Source organism: Chenggangzhangella methanolivorans (genome assembly GCF_042648545.1).
Lineage (GTDB): Bacteria > Pseudomonadota > Alphaproteobacteria > Rhizobiales > Methylopilaceae > Methylopila > Methylopila methanolivorans.
Genome location: NZ_JBHRXS010000016.1, coordinates 37,017 through 56,512 on the forward strand (window position 1 = coordinate 37,017; position 19,496 = coordinate 56,512).

A 19,496-nucleotide genomic window follows, 5' to 3' on the forward strand; every position below is an offset into this window, starting at 1 on the left:
ATCCGCCATGCTGACGGACGACCGCAACCCGACGACCCGTCGGCAGGCGTTACGGCCCGGGCCGGATCGCCCCGGCTTCTCGGCCGCACGGCTCGTCGCGCTCGCGCGCGAGCGGATCGAGGACACGGGACTGGATCTGCGCGGCCGCACCGTGCTCACGGAGGCCGCGACCGGCGTCTATGTCGCGACGCCCTTGCTGGCCGCGCTCGCCGGCGCGCGCCGCGTCTTCGCCTTCGCGCGCGACAGCGGCCATGGCGCGGCCGTCGAGGCGATCGGCTGGCTGCGCGAGGTCGCGGAGATCGCCGGAGTCGCGGACTCGATCGCGGTCGTCGACCGGCTGCCGGAAGCGGCCCTCGGCTATGTCGACGTCGTGACCAACACCGGCCACCTCCGGCCGATCGACGCGCGGATCATCGACGCGTTGCCGCCCCACGCGGTGATCGCGCTGATGTTCGAGGCGTGGGAGCGCAGGGAAGCCGACATCGACTTCGCCGCATGCGCCCGGCGCAACATCCGGGTCGTCGGCGTGAACGAACGGCATGCGGCCGTGGACGTCTTCAGCTATCTGGGGCCGCTCGCCGTACGGCTGCTGCATGACGCCGGCGTCTCGGTCTACCGAAGCAGGATCGCGCTGGTGTGCGACAACGCGTTCGACGAGCCGATCCTCTCCGGTCTGATTGGCCAGGGGGCGCAGGTGACGCAGGCCAGAACCCTGCGCGAGCTTCCGCCGCAGCCTTACGAGGCGGTGCTTGTCGCGCTCAAACCGGCCGAACGCGAGCTCAGGTTGGAGGCCGAGGACGCGCGACGCCTGGCGGCCCATGCGCCGGGGACGATCGTCGCTCAGTTCTGGGGGGATCTCGATCGCACGGCGCTGGCCGAGTGCGGCCTTGCGGTCTGGCCGCCGTCGCCGCCGACCTATGGCCATATGGCGATCCTGCTATCCGCCATCGGCCCGGAAGCGGTGATGCGCCTTCAGGCGGGCGGCCTCAAAGCCGCGGAACTGGCGCTTCGCCCGGACCAGCCGGATCCCGGCGCGCTCGCGCAGTTCATGTGAGCGCAGGTGGTTCGATATCCCGAACGCCGTTCGTGCCTTTCTGGATCTTCTGGATGACGAGCGCCGCCTGACTGTAAATCGGCGACGCCCCGTCAAGTGCGGCCTCGTTTTTCAGGGCCGCTATCGCGTCTGAGAAGATATTATCGGTTTCCCGATAGGAAAGCACCTGCTTGTCACGTAATGATAAAATCAATGATTCAAGTACAGCCAACGCCGCCAAGCTGAGATACTCTTTAGAATTTGGCATTAAAATTTCCAGTACTACGTAGGAGGCGACGCAAAAAAATGCGCCTTCATCGCCTTATAAGTTACCTATTATCAATTGCATATGCTAATTTGAGTGCGAATTCGGAAAATATTTTCTGCGGATCAAGGATCCTGCCCATGGGCCCTCAAAGCCCGCTACTGCGAAAGCTCCAGTCGCTCGGACCCTGGACGGATTCGGAGCTGTCTGTCCTCACGTCCATGAGCCAGAGAAAACGCCGTGTGGACCCCAACCAGCCGATCGTTCTACCGAACGACGCCTCGGAGGAGGCCTATCTCATCCAGCGCGGGTGGGCCTGCGTCTACAAGCTCCTGCCTGACGGGAGCCGTCAGGTTCTGTCCTTCTCACTGCCAGGCGACATCGTCGGATTGCCCGGGCTCTCTCTCGAAGGCGCTTCGCCGTTCTGGTTCGAAAGCCTGACCGAGGTCGAGATTTCCTCAATCTCGAGCGCGACGCTGTTTCGCGGCTTGGCGAGCGAGCCCGCCGTCGCCCGAGCCATGCAATGGTCGGTCGCGCTCGAAAGCGCGATCCTGATCGAGCGACTGATCAGCCTCGGCCGCCGAAGCGCGCTCGTGCGGACGGCGCACTTCATCCTGGAGCTGGCGACCCGGCTGAGCCTCATCGGAGAGGACACGCGCCGCGGCTTCGACTGTCCGGTCAACCAGTACTGGCTCGCCGACGCGCTCGGCCTCACCGCGATCCATCTCAACCGCGTGCTGAGAGAGCTTCGCGAGGCCCATCTGCTGACGATGCGGTCCGGCCATGTCGAGATCCACAATTTCGAGGGCCTGCGGGAGCTCGCCGCCTTCGACGCCGACTATCTGACGCCGCCCAAACGGCGACACTGAGCACAACATTACGCGACGACGGCCGGCTCCTTCCGCGCTCAAAAGGCGGATGACGAGGCGCGTCTGCGCCTTTTTGCAGGCGCCGCTCCCCCATCGGGCCTAGCGTTAGCGCCTCCCGCGTCCGGACGAGGGCGTTCCACGGCTTCTCCGTCTCTTCGAGACTTGCTCCCGACGTCCGCGGCGGCTGGTCTCCGCGGCGGCTGGGGAGACATCCGGATGGCGGCGGAAAAATCGGCGAAGACAGCCTTGATCCTCGGGGTCACCGGGCAAGACGGCGCCTACCTCGCGGAGTTTCTCCTTGCGAGGGGCTATTTGGTCCACGGGTTGAAGCGCCGCTCGTCGTCGTTCAACACCGGGCGCATCGACCACCTCTATCAGGATCCCCACGAGGAGAACGTCCGGTTCATCCTGCATCACGGCGACATGACCGACGCCACGAACCTGATCCGGATCATCCAGGAGACCCAGCCCGACGAGATCTACAATCTCGCCGCGCAGAGCCACGTCCAGGTCAGCTTCGAGACACCGGAATACACGGCCAACACCGACGGCCTCGGAACGCTGCGCGTGCTCGAGGCGCTGCGGATCCTGAAGATGACGGACACCTGCCGCTTCTATCAGGCCTCGACCTCGGAGCTGTTCGGACGCGTCGAGACGTCGCCGCAGGACGAGCGCACCGTGTTCGCGCCGCGCAGCCCCTACGCGGCCGCCAAGCTTTACGCCTACTGGATCACGGTGAATTACAGGGAGGCCTATGGCGTCCACGCCAGCAACGGCATCCTGTTCAATCACGAGAGCCCGATCCGCGGCGAAACCTTCGTGACGCGCAAGATCTCGCGCGCCGTCGCGGCGATCCATCACGGGCTTCAGCCGCGGCTCTTTCTCGGCAACATCGACTCCCGGCGCGACTGGGGACATGCCCGCGACTATGTCGAGGGGATGTGGCGCATCCTGCAGCAGCCGAAACCGGACGATTACGTGCTGGCGACCGGCGAGACCCACACGGTGCGCGAGTTCGTCGAGACCGCGTTCGGCTGCGTCGGCCGGCGGATCGAATGGCGCGGAAACGGCGTCGACGAGAAGGGCTACGACGCGGCGAGCGGCTCCACGCTGGTCGAGATCGACCCGCGCTACTTCCGTCCGACCGAGGTCGATCTGCTTCTCGGCGACGCCACCAAGGCTCGCCAGAGGCTCGGCTGGAAGCCGAGGGTGAAGTTCCAGGCGCTGGTCGCCGAGATGGTCTCGTCGGATCTCGACGTCGCGTTGATGGAGGCCGGGCGGAATGACCGCTACAACTGACACGCCGACGACGGCGGACTTCGATCTCAGCGGCAAGCGGATTTTCGTCGCCGGGCACCGTGGAATGGTCGGCTCCGCGCTGGCGCGGCGCCTCGCGCGCGAGGACTGCGAGGTCCTGACGGTCGGCCGCGAGAGCCTTGACCTGACCCGCCAGTCCGACGTCGAGCGCTGGATGACCGCCCATCGGCCAGACGCTGTGATGATCGCGGCGGCCCGCGTCGGCGGCATCATGGCCAACGCCACGCAGCCGACCGAATTTCTCTACGAGAACCTGATGATCGGCGCGAACCTGGTTTCGGCCTCGGCGGCCGCGGGCGTAGGCCGTCTTCTGTTCCTCGGATCGAGCTGCATCTATCCGCGCCACGCCCAGCAGCCGATCGACGAAGGACAACTGCTTACGGGGCCGCTCGAGCCCACGAACGAAGCCTACGCCATCGCGAAGATCGCATGCCTCAGCCTCGTGAAGAGCTTCAGCTCCCAGCACGGGCTCGATTACGTCACCGCCATGCCGACGAACCTCTACGGGAAGAACGACAATTTCGACCTGTCGAGCTCGCACGTCCTGCCGGCGATGCTTCGGAAGATGCACGACGCCAAGTCGGCCGGGCGCAGCGTCGTCGGGATCTGGGGCACGGGCGCGCCGCGCCGCGAATTCCTGCATGTCGACGATTTGGCGGACGCCTGCGTCTTCCTCATGCGGCGCTACCATGACGCCGCCCCGATCAATGTGGGCTCGGGCGAAGAGCTGACGATCCGGGAGCTCGCGGCGCTTGCGGCGGCGACGGTCGGCTATCGCGGCGCCTTCGAATTCGACACGTCCAAGCCCGACGGGGCGCCGCGCAAGCTCCTGAACTCGGACAGGATCCGGGCGCTTGGCTGGCGTCCGTCTATCAGTCTGCCCGAGGGGCTCCGGGAGACCTATCGGCAGTGGCTTGATACGCTGTCGTCTGCGCGTCCGGACCCCGCCGCGATGTCCGCGTGACCGCGGCGCCCGGCGCGCCCACGCTGCGATCGGCGCGCAGGATGTCGCGGGGCGCGAGCTCGGTGTAGTCGCCCACCTTGATGTCCGTGTAGACGCCGTCGACGAGCCGGGCCACGCGATAGGTGATCGGGGCCGGCTCCAGCGCGTCGCCTCCAAGCGCCGAGCGGATCTCGGCGACCGCCCGCGCGTCCGATTGGACGCCGCGCTCGCCCTGGGCGATCGCCAGCTCGACGTCCCGAAGCGCCGCGGCGTTCTCCTTTTTCTGTTGGTCCTCGACGTCCTGGATCTTCTTGTCGATTTCAAGCTGCTGCTGCTGGGCTCGGGCGAGGTACGACACGATCTCGAGCGCGTCACGGCGGGTCGCCGAAAGCTGGCGCTTCAGGCTCAGAAGCGTCGGCAGCAATCCCAACGCCTTATCAAGGAGCTTCTGGGCGTTCGCCGTCTCCTGCTCGAGCAGCAGGATCTCGCCGTCATGGAGCTTCTTCGCCGCCCGCAGCGTGTCCATCTCCCGGTCGAAGTTCGCGCGCTGGTCGCGAAGCGCGGCGATCTGGTTGGAGATGACCTTTCGCCTGACTGTGAAGAGATCGATCTCGTTCAGGAGCATCTTCCGCGCTTCGTCCGGGTCGATCGACAGGCCGACCGCCAGCGCCCGAACGTCGGGACTGAAGTCGCCCGCGCTAATCTCCGCTTCCAGGCGCGCCTTCTGGGCGCGGCTAGCGAACAGCGACAGCATGCGGGTCTCGACCGCCTGCTCCGCCGCGATGAGCTGGAGAGCGCGGGTCTCGCTGGCGGCCGCCGCGCGGCGCTCGCCGCCCGCGAGCGCGACGAGCTCGAGGGCGATCATGCCAGGACGGTAGGGATACTGTCCCGGCTTCTCCACAACGCCGGTCACGAAGACGGGCGCGAATTCGGCGACCTCCACCGAAGGAGCGCTGCGCACCGGTATCCGTTGCGAAAGGCGCGAGCGAAGACTTTCGGTGACTTCTTCGGTCGTCAGTCCTCCGGCCGTGACCGCGCCGATCAGCGGATAGCTCAGCGTCCCGTCCGGTCCGACGCGAAACTTTCCCGACAGTTCGGGCTGGCCGTAGACGCCGACCTGAAGCACGTCGCCCGGCCCGAGACGATAGTCGCGCGGATCGGCCTCGGCCGGCGCCGCGATCGCGCCGATGGCGAGAGCGATCAGAAGACGGCCGGCCGGCCGATGGCGCCGGCTGCGCCTTTGGAGGTCTAGGCGCATGGCTCGGCCACCTGATGGATATGTCGCCGCCATGGATTTTTCGCGACTGCGGCGCCGGCGGCGCCGTCGGCTTCGGCCTCGGGCGCAGTCGGAAGCTCCGGCTCGCGCCGACGCGGCATCGAGACGAGGCCGACGCCGACCGCCGACCCGATCGCCAGGCCGAAGGCGAGCAGCGGCACGAGCTTGGGGGTCGACGGCCTCATCGGAACCTCGGCGCTGGACAGCAGCGTCGCGTCGGGAGCCGCAAGTCCTTCCTGCTCGATCGTCTGCTTGTAGCGATTGAGAAAGCTCTCATAGATCGTCCGGTTCGCCGAGGCCTCGCGCTCGAGCCGGTTCAGTTCGACCCGGGCTTCGCTGTTCTCGGCCACGACCGCGGCAAGCCTCGCGGCTTCCGCGTCGAGCGCCTTTTCCTTGCGAGCGGCGACGTCGACCTCGTTCGCGAGGCTCGCGACCACGCGATCGACCTCTCCGTCGATCTGCCGGCGTAAGGCGGCCAGCTGGACGCGTTGCGCCGGAAGCGCCGTGCTGAGCATCGCGCCGCTCGCCTCGATGTCGCCGATCTCTCGGCCGATCTCGGCCTCGCGCATGCGCAGCGCCTGGATCGACGCGGAGGCGAGAACCTCGTTGAAGGCCGCCATGCCTGCGGCGTGGTTCGTGAGCTCTTTGGCTGCGGAGAGTCTGGCTTCGGCCCCCGCCCGCTGCGACCTGGCCGCGGCGAATTCGGCGCTGACCCCCGCCAGCTTTTGCGCGTCGGCGGTGGCGCCGTTGGTCTCGAGGAGCCCGGCTGTGCGACGGAATTCCTCGACGGCCTTCTCCGACGTTTCAAGTCGAACGCCGAGTTCCGAAACCTTTCGGCCAAGCCAGTCGCTGGCGCTTCGCGTGGCCTGGGTCTGAACCTCGATCTGATGATCGAGATAGGCTTCGGCGTAGGCGTTCGCCGCGTTCCTGGCGAAGACCGGATCTGCGGCCTCGAAGTAGATGAAGATCGTGAAAGACCGGCCGTCATTGTTGACGCGCAGGCCGTTGACCAGCCGGTCCACGGCCCGCGCCTCGGGCGACCGTTTGGCGGCGGGGTCCTCCGGCGCCGGCTCGCTTAGACCGTCGGCCGTGGCGCGGGAAACGAGGCCCAGCCGCCGGGCGACCTTCTGCGCCATCGAGCGCGACGCGATCAGGTCGAGCTCGGTGCGGAGGACCGGGCTGTCCTGAGGCAAGCGGGACACGACGGAGTCGATCGTGATCACCTGGACCTTTCGGGCGTCGAGCGCGACGACGGCTTCCGCCACATATTTGTTCGGCGTGACGAGCCAGACGCCGACGCCGCCCGCGACGCCCAATCCGACGGCGGCCGCGAACCAGGGCCAGCGGTCCCGAATGCGCTCGAGCATGTTCGGGGCCGCCGATCGGCTGCTCTCCAGTCTTTGCGATATGATCATCAGGATCGTCCCCTGTCAGAGACGACGGATCAGGACAGGTTCGCGTAATTGTTGGTTATGTACGCGACTTCGGTCCTGTTTCTCGCCTTTAGCTTCTTCATGATCGTCCGGACATGGACCTTGACGGTGCTCTCGCGCATGTCGAGCTCGTAGGCGATGATCTTGTTCGCCTTGCCTTGCCGGAGCGCATCCACGACCGCCGCCTGCCGCGCGGTGAACATGCCGTCCACCTGGCAAGACTTGTTCTCAGCCGTCCCCATGATTGACTTTCGGGAAGACACCAGGCTGCTGGCCGGGATGAAGGTCCCTCCGACCTCGACAAGGCTCAGCGCCTCCAGGGCGACCTTGAGACTTGAACTTGTGGGGATGTATCCACGCACGCCCCAATCCAGAGACTTCAGAATTTCAGCCGCATCCTCGCAATCTGTGATGAGGACGATCGGCGCGTCCGGAAAATGCTGGATCAGGTTTTCGAGATGGGTGACGAACGCCTCTCCGGATATCGTCGCGCGGCCGAGACTGTACAGGATCAACTTGACGTGACTGTCGACGTCCAGCGCGGCCACACAGTCAATGATGCTCGTAAAGTTGACGATATTTTCCTGCGGTCTTTTCATCTGAACGCAAAGCGCCAAGCATTCAGACACAATATTTCGTTCATCAATGATAGCTATTGTTCCGACGCTCGGAAATCCGAGATTAAGCTCGGACTTGCTTATCTCCAAGCCTGCAAGAACGCTCATATTCCACCTGTTTCGCTCTCACTGTGACGTCACTTCGTCTTGTTATGCCTGCCCTGTCGCCTTAAGGAAGCGCTCGCGTTCAGCTTACCAAAAAGGTAACCCGTGGTTGTGGAAATCTTCTTTAACCTAGATTAGGAGTCATTGACAAAAATGAATAATCAGATTTTTTGCGCCAAATCGGGACATAGATTGTCGTTTTGCAATAATCGTAAGGCGTACGTCCGTATTACTACGTATGGGTTGAGCCGTTACGCAAACTAGACTCCGTCACGCGATCCTGCTGCGTCGACCGTCGAGGCTTCACCGCGTGACCAAGGGAGTCGAGGGCGTCGTCGAGGGCCCGGCCGCCCAGCGATAGACCCTCGCCCACCGCTCGGCCGCCGACCGCCATGAGAAGCTCTGCTCGGCGAGGGCGCGGCCGCGTCGCCCCATTTCGGCGCGCTCTCGATCGGGCATGGCGAAGAGCGTCGCGAGACCGCTCGAAATCTCGTCCGCCGACCACCCGATCGGAAGGGCGGCGCGGGCCGCGAAGCCTTCCGGCAGGTTGCAGCGCGGCGTGATGAGCGCGGGCAGGCCGTGCGCCCAGGCCTCGAGCACGGCGAGCGGCTGTCCTTCGCTCACCGACGGCAGCACGAAGGCGTCGGCGTTCGTGAAGGCGCGGGTCTTCGCCTCGCCCGACCTGTGGCCCACAAGGCGCGCGGACGACCTCACGCCGAGCCGGTCGATGAGCGCCTCGAGTTCGGCGACGAAGGCCGGTTCGCCCGACCCTGCGATCTCGAGATCCCACGCCCCTGCGCCCGGATGGCGTCGTGACTGCGACCAGCCCTCGATCAGCGCGACGAGGCCTTTTTTCGGGGTGACGCGCCCGAGGAACAGCAAGGTGCGCCGCTCGCCCGAACGACGATGCGCGACGAAGTCGTCTGGGGGCAGCGCGACACCGTTCGGAATGACGCAGATGGGGTTGCAAAGCCCGAAAGAGCGGACGGCCTGCCGCTCGCTTTCGCACAGGGCGTGGATGCAGGCGGCGCCGTCGAGATGCCGGCGCTCATAGGCGCGCAGCGCGAGCTCTTTCTTCCAGCCGCTGTTGGCCAGCGCCCAGCTGTCCAGCATGCCATGCGGGCTCACGAGATAGCGGCGCCCGGTGCGGCGCGACCAGCTCCGCGCCGCGATCGATATGTACATCCACAGTCCGTGGACATGCAGGACGTCGATCCCTGATTGCGAGAGCGCGCGGTCGAGGCCGCGCGCGTAGCCGAACGTGGTGGGACCGAAGATCGGAAAGACTCTCAGCCCTACCGGCCTCCAGGACGCGATTTCGAGGGCTTCGACGGAGCCGGCGGACGCGAATGCGACCACCTCGACGTTCGGCAGGCGGCTGAGCGCGCTCGCCATGTCGCGCACGCTCGCCGGCACGCCGCCGCCCTGCTCCCCGACGGACCCGACAAGCATGCCGATCCGGACCGGACGATCGTTTCCGGCCGCAGACAGATCGCTCGTCGCAGGGTCGCTCATGCGGCCTTCGTCGCGCTGGGGGTCGCGGCGCAGGGGTGGTCGAGCGCCTCGATCAGCCTGCGTCCATAATCGCGCAGCCCGAATTCGCGCCCTCGCTGAAAAGCGTTCTCCGCCATCTTCAGGTAGAGGCCGCCGTCTCCGGCGAGCTGACGAAGCGCCGCCTCGATCGCGTCAGGGTCGCGGATCGGCGTGACGAAGCCGTCGACGCCTTGCCGCACCACGCTGCCGGAATTGGGCGTCGTGACCACCGGAAGCCCGCAGGCGAGCGCTTCGTAGATCACCGTGGCCGAGCCCTCGCAGATCGAGGGAAGAAGGAAGACGTCCGCCCAGTCGTAATGGGCGGCGATCTCCGATCGGGGAACGGCGCCCGTCAGCGTCGCGGCCTCCGCCAGGCGGCTCCGCGCCGCATGCGAGACATCGAGCCCGCCGACGAGGCGAAACTCCGCGACGCCGCGCAGCCGCCGCGCGGCCTCCAGCACATAGGGGCTGCCCTTCCGCAGGCCGACGCCGCCGACGGTCAGAACCCGCAGCGGGCCGTCGCCGCGTCTCCTGGGCTCGCGCCGTCCCGCCCGCAGGTCGACGCCGTAGGGCACGACCACCGTCCTGTTGGGATCTCCGCCGCTCGCGATGACGCCGGCGCGGACGAAATCGGAGCCGCAGACCACAAGGTCCGCCGCCGCCCACTCCATGGTCTCGCGCAAGGCGTAGCTTTCGGAGCGGGCGTCGGGTTCAGGGACGCCGACCCAATCGGGGAAGGACCGCCGCTCCTCCTCGACAAGTTTGTCGAGGATTCCCCTCGGGGCGTTGATCTGTTCGACGATCGTTTTCAATCCGCGCGACCGGGCCTCGCGCAGCAGTTCGAGGCATTCGCCGCTGAAGGCGTAGAGATGCGTCGCCTCGGGGTGTCCATGTCGGCCGAAGTCGCGCCGCACGCACTGCGACAGCCGGCGCCCGGCCCAGAGGTGAGCCTCAGTGGCGGCGGTCGGCGTGTCGGCGCGCGCGCGCCGGATCGCGAAGGACAGGCCGAGCCAGGAAAAGCTCGTGATCCGGCTCGCCGGCAGTCGCAGGACGCGTCCGACGAGCCGGCGCACCCCTCTCGGCAACATCGACGACGGAAGGCCTGCAAGCATGCGCGGCCAGCCGCTCGTCGCGCAGATGTCGGTGTAGAAATGCGCGAGCCGGCCCTCTGCGTGCAGGATGCGGGGAACCGCGTAATGCATGCGCGCGCCGAGTTGGGCGACGATGACGCGGCCGCCGGTCATGACATGCGTCCGGGCCGGGCGGGGTCGCGCGGGCGCGCCGGGCCGCGCAGTCGGCCGGAGGCCGGGCGGGTCGCGCAGGACATGACGACGTCCCGCCAGGCGGCCAGGCCGCGGTCGCGGCTGAAGCGGGCTTCGAACAGCCGCCGCGCGTTTCCTCCGAGGCGGTCGACCAGAACGGGATCGTCGGCGTAGCGCTCGATCGCCCGCGCCAGAAACAGGGACTCGCCGATCTCGAACGACGCGCCGCAGTCGCCGTCCTCGAGCAACCGCGCGATCTCGCCCCGGCGGTCGCCCACGAAAAGCGTCGCGCGTCCGGCGGCGGCCACGCCGTAGAACTTGCTCGGCACGACCGAGGACTCGAAGGCTGGCAGCAGCGACACGAAATGCGCGTCGGCCGCCGCGAGGCACTCCCGAAGCCGGGCTTCGGGCTGGAGCGGCCTGATGAGCAGGTTCGGAAGCTTTCGACGGGCCGCTTCCGAGATGACCCAGCCCAATCGGTGGCCGCCGCCGACGATCAGGAACGCGATGTCCTTGCGTGCGCGAAGACGGTCGGCCGCCTCGATCAGCGTCGTGAAGTCGTGCGCGCGGCCGAGATTGCCCGAATAGCCGAGCACGAACTTGCCCTCGAGCCCCCAGTCTCGCCGGAACGGGCTCAGGCCGCGCGGCATCGGCTTCAGCGCTTCGCCCTCGGACCAGTGATGCACCACGGATATTTTCGCGCGTTCGGCGTTTCGGGACCGGAGCGCCGCCGCCATGCGCTCGATCGGCGCGACGTTCGCCGCCGCCCGCCGCACCGAGAAGTCCCGAAGCGCAAGCAGGATACGGCCGATCAAGCCGTCTCCGCGCATCATCCCGGCCCCGAAGGCCGCTTCCGGAAACAGGTCGTTCAGCCAGTTCACCAGCGCCGCCCGCCGGATCACAAGCGCCGGCAGCGCGCTGATCGACATCAGGGGCGGATCGGTGCACACGACGCAGACGTCGCCCGGCGACACGCGGCGGAGCAGGCCCCAGGCCGCGCCAGCGTGGAAAGACAGATAGTCGAGAGCCCGCCCGAACGTCCGGCCGCGGCCGAAACGGGCGGCGTCGATGCGCGTCACCCCGACGCCGTCGATCGTCTCGGACGGCGGCAGCTTCCGCGACGGGTCGTCGTGAAACGACGCGCTCGCGATCGCCTCGACCTCGAAGCCGCTCGCGGCGAGGCCGGTCGCGAGGCTCGTCGCCATGCGGCTGGTGGCCGACTGGTCGGGCGCGAAGAAGCGGTTGACGATGACGATCTTCATCCGCCCGATCCGTCGTTGCGTTGACGCGATGGCATCAAGCCGAGGCCGGGCGGACAAGTTTGCAGAAGTGATAAGGCCGGCTGCCGGAAGCGCCTTTGGAGGTAGAGAGCTCCCTCATGAGCCAGCTCACATACCGCTTTGGATCGCGGACGGGCTCTCCCTAGTCCCGATCTTTTCCCCGTGGCGGACGATCACCGGGCGGAAAGCCGCTCCAGGTTCCGCCGATGTCGATCCAGTCCTGAAAGCGGTCCGAGCGAAAGGCCGCGCCGCGCGCGCCTGAACCGAGGCCGTCGATCCGGTTGGCGTGAAGCACCGTCTGGCGCAGCCGCGTTCCGTCGGCCGGCGTCGGCGCGAAGGCGCCGTTCGACCAGATGAGCTTGAGGCCCGACACGACGCCGTAGCGCACCTGCTCGATCTGGTTTCTCTCGAACACGGTGGCGCTGAAATCGCCTCCGCGCGTGTCCCAGGTGTCGAACGCAACGCCGATGTTGCTCATTCGGCGAATGTCGTTGCGACGGAACACGGTTCCGACGCCGCCGGCGACGACGGGGTCCGTGTCGAAGCCGAACGTCAGGCCGGTATAGAGCCCGTTCCAGCCGTCGCTGATGCGATTGTCCTCGACGAGCGCGAAGAAGGGGGCCGAGACGCTGTCGCGCTTCGTGCCCGAGGTGGCCGCCACCATCACTCCGTGGCGCATCCTCGAAATGTCGTTGTCCGCGACCACGACGTCGAAGCACAGGCCCCAGACCAGCGTCGCGGTCGAGTTGGAGTCGTGCTGCGAATGGGTCCGCCGGCCCTCGAAGCGGTTTCGATAGACCACCGCCCTTTCGGCGACCGGCGTCACGAAGAAGCGGCTGGCCTTCGCGTCGGGCGTGACGTCCCATGGCCGGTCGAGCGTCAGTTTCCCTTTCTCTGCCGACACGATCCGCCGGCGCTGACCAAAGCCCCGGCCGCCCGACACGACGACGTCAAAACCCGGCTCGATCTCCAAGCCGTCCTGCGCGCGAAAGGTGACGCTCGACGGACCGATCGAGACCGGCCGCGGCCTCAACAGGACCCCGCCGAACTCCAGTATGATCTGCTCGCCCTTGTTGCAGTCGACCTCGGCGCAATCGCGCGGCGCGGCGTTCACCGTCTCGTTGCCGGAGAAATATAGGTTCCGGGTCCTGCCGAGGTGGGGCTGCGCCACGAAGAGCCGCCCGACGCCATGTCCGTCCGCCCGGCTTTCATCGGCGTTGACGAGGCGATTGCCCGTCATCGCGATGTCGCGCCCGCCCCAGCTCGCGATCGCGGACTCGCCGTCGTTCGTCATCTGGAAGGTGGTTCCGGAAATGAACGCCTGGGAGCTCGACTTCAGGAAGCTGCCCGGACCGACGATGTCGGAATCCTCGATCGTCACGTCGTCGGCGGCCAGCCGAAGCGTGAGGCCGCCCCAGGACGACAGCTTCACTTTCGTGAACCGAAGACGAGACCCGCTGAGGCTGACGAGGCCCCCGTCAGGTCCGCCGACCTTTCCGTCCGCCTCGATCGTGAGACCGTCGAACGTCACGTGGGAGGCTTCGCCGCGCGAATGGATGAAAGCCGGAGCGTCGAGCGTCCGGAGCTCGACCGAGAACGCGAGCGTGCTGGCCTGGCGGCCCGCGCCGCGCCATTCGACGCCGGACGGCGCGATCAGCGCCCTGTCGCAGAGGTAGCGGCCCGGCGGAAAGTACAGCGTCGACGGCGCCGCCGCGGCGGCCGCCGCCAGCGCCGCCGCGATGGCGGGCCCGTCGTTCTGGACTCCGTCGCCCGTCGCGCCGAAGGTTTTGACGTCGAAGGTTTGCGGGGATGCGGGAGCCGCGCCGGATTCGATCACGAAGCGCAGGCGCTGGCTCCATCCGAGATCGCCGCCCCTGCCGTTGTGCGCCTTCAACTCGTATTCGCCGGGCGCAAGATCGGGCATGATCAGCTCGAGCCTGAAAGGGTTGGCGCGAACGATCGACGCCGGCCGCCAGGCGCCGTCGCGGTCCGCCGGACGGATGACCACGCGCGGCGATCGCCCCGGGCCGGTCAAGTTGCGGCCGAAGACCGAGACCGGCTCGCCGCCTCGCGCCGCCTTCGGACCGATCCACCAGACTTCCGTCTGGTTGACCGCGAAGGGCGCGCCATAGCCGGCGCGGCTTTTCGGCCAGATCAGATAGGTCGAATGCGGCGGCAGGCCCTCGGGCAGCTTGATCACCGCGGAGCCGGCGTCGATGCGGATCGGCTTCACCGTGCGGCGCACGGCGTTTCCGGCGGCGGTCTGCCCGAACGTCTCGAAACCCGAGACCTTTTCGCCGAAGTCTCCCGCAAGCGTCACGATCTCTCCGGGCTGCGCGCTTCGAAGGCCGTCGACGATCACGCCCGCGCCCCGCGCCGGCGTGATGGAGGGCGGTTGGAAGACGTCGACGTCGTCGGACGCGGGCGCAGCCTCGGCCGCAAAGCCGGGGCCGGCGGGCGACGCGAAGCTCGCAAGAACGGCGAGAACCGAGACGACCGTGACGCAAATCCCCTTGGACCGACGGTTCTCGGACATGTCGCCTCTGACAGGTTTCACGCCGGCGCGTGGCGGCGATGCGTCTTTCGAGGCGAGCAGCGCTTCCAGCCCGGGACGGGCGCCGATCACGACGGCTCTTGAAGAAACGTCTTCAGTGTTCTGAAGGAACTACCGGTGCGACGCCCCGAAACTAACTTAGATTGGTTTTACGTTCCTCGACTGCTCTTGCCGAAGCTTTCTTTCATCGAAGATTGTCTCTCAAATGCAACTGACGCGCTAGTCTCGGCGTGGCACAACACGTATCCATTCGCGGATCTGCGGGCGTCGAACTTTTGCGCGCTGTAAAAACTTTTCTTGGACTGGCGATGGCCGCCGGCGCGCTGGCGCTCGCTGGCTGCGCCGACAAGTGGGATCGTCCAGCGCTTGGCGTCGACGCGCCGGACCGGTGGCGCGACGAGAGCGGCGCGAAGGCGGCGTGGCCCTCGCCGGATTGGTGGCGAGGGTTTAAATCCGCGGAACTCAGCCTGCTGATCGAGACTGCGGAGCGGGAGAACCAGGACATCGGAGCGGCTCTGGCGCGGATCGAGCAGGCCGACGCCCAGTCGCGCATCGCCGGCGCTCCGTTGATCCCGCTGGTGTCGGCTTCGGCCGACGCCCAGGCCGAGCGCGTGTCCGGGTCGAGGCGCACCGTCGGCCTGCTCCAGGCGCAGCTCAACGCCAGCTACGAGCTCGACTTCTGGGGCAAGAACCGCGCGAACCTCCGCTCCGCCGAGGCTTCGGCGGCGGCGGCGAGATTCGCCAAGGAGGTCGTCGCGCTCGGCGTCGTCACGAGCGTCGCCAACACCTATTTCGCGCTGATGGCCTCCCAGGAGCAGCTCTTGATCGCGCGGAACAACGTCGCGAGCGCCAAGACGATTCTCGACGCCATCCAGGGGCGCGTCGACGCCGGGACGGCCACTGCGCTCGACCGGGCCCAGCAGCGCAGCGTGCTCGACCAGGAGAAGGCGCGGATCCCGGAGATCGAGCAGAACATCCGGCTCAACGAGACGGCGCTCGCTCTCCTTCTCGGACGCCCGCCGGTGCGGCTCTCGGTCAAGGGCGGCCGCATGACCGGCCTTGCGGTTCCGAAGGTCTCGCCGGGCATCCCGTCGGAGGTCTTGCTGCGCCGGCCCGACATGCGCCAGGTCGAGGCGGAGCTCGCCGCGACCGACAGCGACGTCACGGCCGCGCGCGCGGCGTTCCTGCCGTCGTTCGACCTGACCGCCGCAGGCGGCGTCGCAAGCACGGCGCTGAGATCGCTGTTCGCCTCGCAATCGCTCGTCTATGCGCTCGCCGCGGGCGTCACCCAGCCCTTGCTCGACCCGACGCTTCCGGGAGAGCTCGATCTCGCCAAGGGGCGCTATCGCGAAAACCTGTTCGCCTACCGCCGGGCCGCCGTCCAGTCCTTCGTCGACGTCGAGAACGCCCTCGTCTCCGTGCGCAAGACGACCGAGCAGGAAAGGCTCCAGCGATCTGCGGTCGACAGCGCGCGCGAGGCCTATGACATCGCGCGCGAGCAGCTCAAGGGCGGGGCGATCGACATCACCACGGTCCTCACGGCGCAGCAGTCGCTGTTCTCGGCGCAGGACATCCTGGTGGAGGTTCGGCTCGCGCGTTTCCAGGCGATCGTGTCGCTGTTCGAGGCGCTCGGCGGCGGCTGGGCGCCGTATGGGTCGCCTCTGGTCTCCAAGGCCGGCTGATCCGCCAAAGCCGGCTCAGCCGCTGGCAAGTTGACCGGCTTATGTCGCCGATGGCGGACCTGATCCCGTCGCTCGCCAGCCGCCCCTGCGCGCTCGCGTCAGCTTTCACGACAGGGGCCGGACGGCGCTTTCAGCTTCTCGTCTCGTTTCAGGGCGGCGCAGAAGCTTAGGGCGGCGACAGGCGAGCCCTTAGCCGCCAACCGGTCCCGACCCTTGCGGACGCGACGGACTGTACCGAGGCGCCGGGAGTTCGAGCTTCGCCGCAGCAGATTTTCCTGTCACTCGCAAAATCTCCCGCTCACAAAAAGAAGTCGTCCGCCCCCAGCTTCGAAATATCGTTGAGATGAATTGCCAGCTCTGGCGCACGATCATTGTCCATGTTGACGAAGACATTGAGATCGCCGTTTTTGGTCGTTTCGTAACGGATCTGTCCGGCGTGATCGAACTCTTGCTCCCCGATGAAGTCATATCCGCCTTTCGACCCGTTCAGCGGAAGTTCCGCGAAGGTCAGCCGGTCTTGGCCGCGATGAAAGTCCGTGATCGTGTCGCGACCGCCTCCGCCTGGCCCGCTCTCGTGCGCCCAGATCTGCGCCTGAAATGCGAACTGGTCGCGCCCGGGACCGCCTGTCAACTTGTCGACTCCAAGTTCGCCCAACAGGTAATCGCCGCCAGAGCCGCCGACGAGCGTATCGGCGCCGTCGCCGCCGGACAGGACGTCGCCACCTCCCCCGCCATAAAGCTTGTCAGCGCCGCTAATCGAAGCCAGATGGTCTTCGCCGCCCTTCCCATACATCAGGTCGCGGCCTTCCGTGCCCATCGTGCCGCTCGACCCGGAGTCGCCGACGTAAAGGTGGTCGTATGTCCATCCCGAGGCGGGCGCAGCATCGTCATGAAGCCACCCCAGTCGTTCTGTCGACAGATCTTTAGCGCCTTCGTTCTCCTCCGCAGCGAAAAAGAACATCATGTCATCAGCGCTGGTATATTCCGACATAAATCACATCCCCGCCTTGTAATGTATGCGCCCCTCTGTGGATGCACATGCAAAACTTTGCGTCCGAATCGCCTCGAACCTACGTATTTCTGCGTAGTCGAACGAATCTCCAATCGTCCACCCCCAAAAGTTCGGGGAGATTTATTTTCTCCACCTCTACGCTAATCTAGGTTATTTTTTACAATACCTTTTTACCTGTTTGGCGACTCTGTGGCGTACTGGATGTTTCTTTGGAGTCAGGTGAACGAGCCAAACCGGCGAACGCGGGCGTTTTCGGCCACCGGACGCTCGCCGAACTGCGCGACGCGCGGGCCGATTCCATGGCGAGCTTCGTGGACGGCATCTGAAGCGCGCCGGTCGTTCTGGGTTTTCAGGTCGGCGCGCGCCCGCCCGATCGGTCCCGCGGCGGATGCGCGACGCCCGTGAGCCGGGGCGACGAAAGATCGACCTTTATGGCGCGTCGCGCCGGTCGGCCGCCGTCAGGCGGCCTCCTCGACGGAGATCTCGCCGCCCGCCGGCTTCGTCGGCTTGGAGCCGGCGACGACAGGCGCCTTCTCGGCCTCGTCGACGCGAAGGCTGAAGATGTCGGGCCGCGAATAGTGGCCGACCGGATCGAAGTCGAGCTTGGCGCCGATGATGTCGTCGACGTCGACGTCGGCCGTCAGCGTGCCCTCCTCGTCGACCAGCGGGCCCGCCAGCACGTCGCCGAGCGGGCCGACGATGACCGAGCGGCCATGCATCATCCACTCGTCGGGACCTGCCTCGATGCGGCTGGCGTAGTCCTCCGGGAAGTCGGAGCGCTTCATCACCTGGCAGGCGCCGATCACGAAGCAGCGCCCCTCCATCGCGACATGGCGCATGGTCGAGATCCAGCTCTCGCGGTCGTCCGCCGTCGGCGCCGCCCAGAGCTGGACGCCCTTGGCGTAATAGGCCGCGCGCATCAGCGGCATGTAGTGCTCCCAGCACACCGCGCCGCCGACGCGCCCGAAGGGGGTGTCCATGGTGGTGAGCGTCGAGCCGTCGCCAAAGCCCCAGACGAGACGCTCCGAGCCGGTCGGCATGACCTTGCGGTGCTTTCCGACCTCGCCGGTCGGCGAGATGTAGAGCACGGTGCAGTAGAGCGTGCCGCCGTCGCGCTCGATGACGCCCACCACGGCGTAGATCTTCAGCCGCGCGCAGGCGAGCGACAGCGCGTGGACCTCCGGGCCCGGAACAGTGATCGCGCCCTTGAAGTAGCGGGCGAAGTCGGCGCGGCCCTCGGGCGTGCGGCGGCCGATCGCGCAGCCGAAGTCGAGCCCCTTCGGATAGCCGCCGATGAAGGCTTCCGGAAACACCGCGAGCGAGACGCCCTTGGCGGCGGCCTCGGCCAGCAGCTCGATCGTGCGGGCCGTCGCGGCCGCGGCGTCGAACGGAACGGTGGACGCCTGGACGGCCGCGACCTTGATCTTGGTCATGTTTCTTGGATCTCGCGGATGGGAGGTGACAGGTCGGAAGCCGCCCCGGACCAGACCGGCCGGGACATGTCGAAGACGTCGCGGGTGCGCGCGTAGGCGGTCGGCCCGTGCATGCGGGCGATGAGGTCGAGCGCCGCGTGGTCGACGCGCGGGCGCGCCGGGTCCCCGGTCAGGACGCGGGTCGCGAAATGGGCGTGCAGCACCTCGCCGACCAGCAGCCACTGGCCGGGGCCGGTCTCGTAGTCATGGATCAGCCGGCACTCGAACGCGACCGGGGAGGCTGCGATGCGCGGAGGCGCGACCGCGACGCTCGCCGCGGTCTCGAGGCCCGCGAGATCGAGCTCGTCGACGCCGGCGGGCGCGTCCACGCAGGTGACGTTCATGGCCTCGGCGAGTTCGTAGGGCACGAGGTTGACCACGAACTCGGCCGTCGCGCGGATGTTGGCGGCGGTGTCCTTCGGCCGCTCGGGCCGCGCCAGCACGCCGAGCGCGACGACAGGACGGTCGGAGCCGAAGACGTTGAAGAAGGAATAGGGCGCCGCGTTGATCTCGCCGGCGGGCGAAGCGGACGTCACCCAGGCGATCGGCCGCGGCAGGACGGCTGCGGTCAGAAGGCGATAACGATCCTCCGCCGCCATCGCGCCGAAGTCGAAATGGCGGGAGGCAGGGGCGGATGGCGGCGCGGATCGGGTTTCCAAGATCGTCATCATCGTCGCCACAAATTCGGGATTGGCGCGGACTCTCGCCTGAAGGCCGCGCCGAGAAGCGCGCGCCTCTCCCCTCCCCCTTGCGGGGAGGGGTCGGGGGTGGGGGTGGTTCAGAAGGGAGCGCCGCGGCCGACGCCGCTCTACGCAAAACGTCAACGCCCTCTCCTGAACCACC

Annotated in this window: 16 protein-coding genes; 5 read left to right on the forward strand and 11 right to left on the reverse strand. The window is 67.1% G+C overall.

What is annotated here, in order from left to right; translation table 11 throughout:
- Positions 1–7 precede the first annotated feature (7 nt).
- Positions 8–1,054 (forward strand): hypothetical protein, encoded by a 1,047-nt coding sequence (locus ACFOWB_RS22140; RefSeq protein ID WP_261404522.1) that lies wholly within the window; start codon positions 8–10, stop codon positions 1,052–1,054.
- Here ACFOWB_RS22140 and ACFOWB_RS22145 read toward each other — a convergent pair.
- Positions 1,047–1,274: a hypothetical protein gene (locus ACFOWB_RS22145; RefSeq protein ID WP_261404523.1), complete on the reverse strand. Its 228-nt coding sequence runs from the start codon at positions 1,272–1,274 to the stop codon at positions 1,047–1,049. The two genes, ACFOWB_RS22140 and ACFOWB_RS22145, sit on opposite strands and share 8 nt — an antisense overlap.
- Before the next feature lie 266 nt (positions 1,275–1,540).
- Here ACFOWB_RS22145 and ACFOWB_RS22150 point away from each other — a divergent pair, with 266 nt between their 5' ends.
- From ACFOWB_RS22150 to ACFOWB_RS22160, 3 genes are all read left to right on the forward strand, one after another.
- Positions 1,541–2,167, forward strand: a complete 627-nt coding sequence (locus ACFOWB_RS22150; protein ID WP_378149415.1) for a Crp/Fnr family transcriptional regulator — start codon at positions 1,541–1,543, stop codon at positions 2,165–2,167.
- Between the two features lie 216 nt (positions 2,168–2,383).
- A complete protein-coding gene (gene gmd / locus ACFOWB_RS22155; RefSeq protein ID WP_378149417.1) occupies positions 2,384–3,466 on the forward strand; it encodes a GDP-mannose 4,6-dehydratase in 1,083 nt (360 codons plus the stop codon).
- Entirely contained in the window at positions 3,450–4,448 is a 999-nt protein-coding gene (locus ACFOWB_RS22160) for a GDP-L-fucose synthase family protein (RefSeq protein ID WP_378149419.1), read from the forward strand. Before gmd ends, ACFOWB_RS22160 begins: the two co-directional genes overlap by 17 nt.
- Here the strand turns inward: ACFOWB_RS22160 and ACFOWB_RS22165 are convergent.
- From ACFOWB_RS22165 to ACFOWB_RS22195, 7 genes are all read right to left on the reverse strand, one after another.
- Positions 4,357–5,685, reverse strand: coding sequence for a polysaccharide biosynthesis/export family protein (locus ACFOWB_RS22165; RefSeq protein ID WP_315855154.1), 1,329 nt, complete (start codon positions 5,683–5,685; stop codon positions 4,357–4,359). The genes ACFOWB_RS22160 and ACFOWB_RS22165 overlap by 92 nt on opposite strands.
- Positions 5,676–7,070: a GumC family protein gene (locus tag ACFOWB_RS22170; protein WP_378149421.1), complete on the reverse strand. Its 1,395-nt coding sequence runs from the start codon at positions 7,068–7,070 to the stop codon at positions 5,676–5,678. The genes ACFOWB_RS22165 and ACFOWB_RS22170 overlap by 10 nt, the downstream gene beginning before the upstream one ends.
- 77 nt (positions 7,071–7,147) lie before the next feature.
- Positions 7,148–7,861 carry a LuxR C-terminal-related transcriptional regulator gene (locus ACFOWB_RS22175; protein WP_378149423.1) on the reverse strand — a complete coding sequence of 238 codons (714 nt, stop codon included), beginning with the start codon at positions 7,859–7,861 and terminating at the stop codon, positions 7,148–7,150.
- A gap of 300 nt (positions 7,862–8,161) precedes the next feature.
- On the reverse strand, positions 8,162–9,373 hold the full coding sequence (locus ACFOWB_RS22180; protein WP_261404528.1) for a glycosyltransferase: 1,212 nt from the start codon (positions 9,371–9,373) through the stop codon (positions 8,162–8,164).
- Entirely contained in the window at positions 9,370–10,635 is a 1,266-nt protein-coding gene (locus tag ACFOWB_RS22185) for a glycosyltransferase family 4 protein (protein ID WP_261404529.1), read from the reverse strand. Before ACFOWB_RS22185 ends, ACFOWB_RS22180 begins: the two co-directional genes overlap by 4 nt.
- Positions 10,632–11,915: a glycosyltransferase family 4 protein gene (locus ACFOWB_RS22190; RefSeq protein ID WP_261404530.1), complete on the reverse strand. Its 1,284-nt coding sequence runs from the start codon at positions 11,913–11,915 to the stop codon at positions 10,632–10,634. Before ACFOWB_RS22190 ends, ACFOWB_RS22185 begins: the two co-directional genes overlap by 4 nt.
- 160 nt (positions 11,916–12,075) lie before the next feature.
- Positions 12,076–14,469 (reverse strand): glycosyl hydrolase family 28-related protein, encoded by a 2,394-nt coding sequence (locus ACFOWB_RS22195; RefSeq protein WP_261404531.1) that lies wholly within the window; start codon positions 14,467–14,469, stop codon positions 12,076–12,078.
- 326 nt (positions 14,470–14,795) lie between these two features.
- On the opposite strand from ACFOWB_RS22195, the gene ACFOWB_RS22200 reads away from it, so the two are divergent.
- A complete protein-coding gene (locus ACFOWB_RS22200; protein WP_378149427.1) occupies positions 14,796–16,169 on the forward strand; it encodes an efflux transporter outer membrane subunit in 1,374 nt (457 codons plus the stop codon).
- Positions 16,170–16,467: 298 nt separating this feature from the next.
- Here ACFOWB_RS22200 and ACFOWB_RS22205 read toward each other — a convergent pair whose 3' ends face one another.
- The 3 genes from ACFOWB_RS22205 to ACFOWB_RS22215 form a co-directional block, all read right to left on the reverse strand.
- Entirely contained in the window at positions 16,468–17,160 is a 693-nt protein-coding gene (locus ACFOWB_RS22205; RefSeq protein WP_378149429.1) for a M10 family metallopeptidase C-terminal domain-containing protein, read from the reverse strand.
- A 479-nt stretch (positions 17,161–17,639) separates the two neighbouring features.
- The gene (locus ACFOWB_RS22210) at positions 17,640–18,614 is read right to left on the reverse strand and encodes a carbon-nitrogen hydrolase family protein (protein WP_378149431.1); all 975 of its coding nucleotides are present in this window, start codon (positions 18,612–18,614) and stop codon (positions 17,640–17,642) included.
- Positions 18,611–19,321, reverse strand: a complete 711-nt coding sequence (locus ACFOWB_RS22215; RefSeq protein WP_378149433.1) for a flavin reductase family protein — start codon at positions 19,319–19,321, stop codon at positions 18,611–18,613. Before ACFOWB_RS22215 ends, ACFOWB_RS22210 begins: the two co-directional genes overlap by 4 nt.
- Positions 19,322–19,496: the final 175 nt, after the last annotated feature.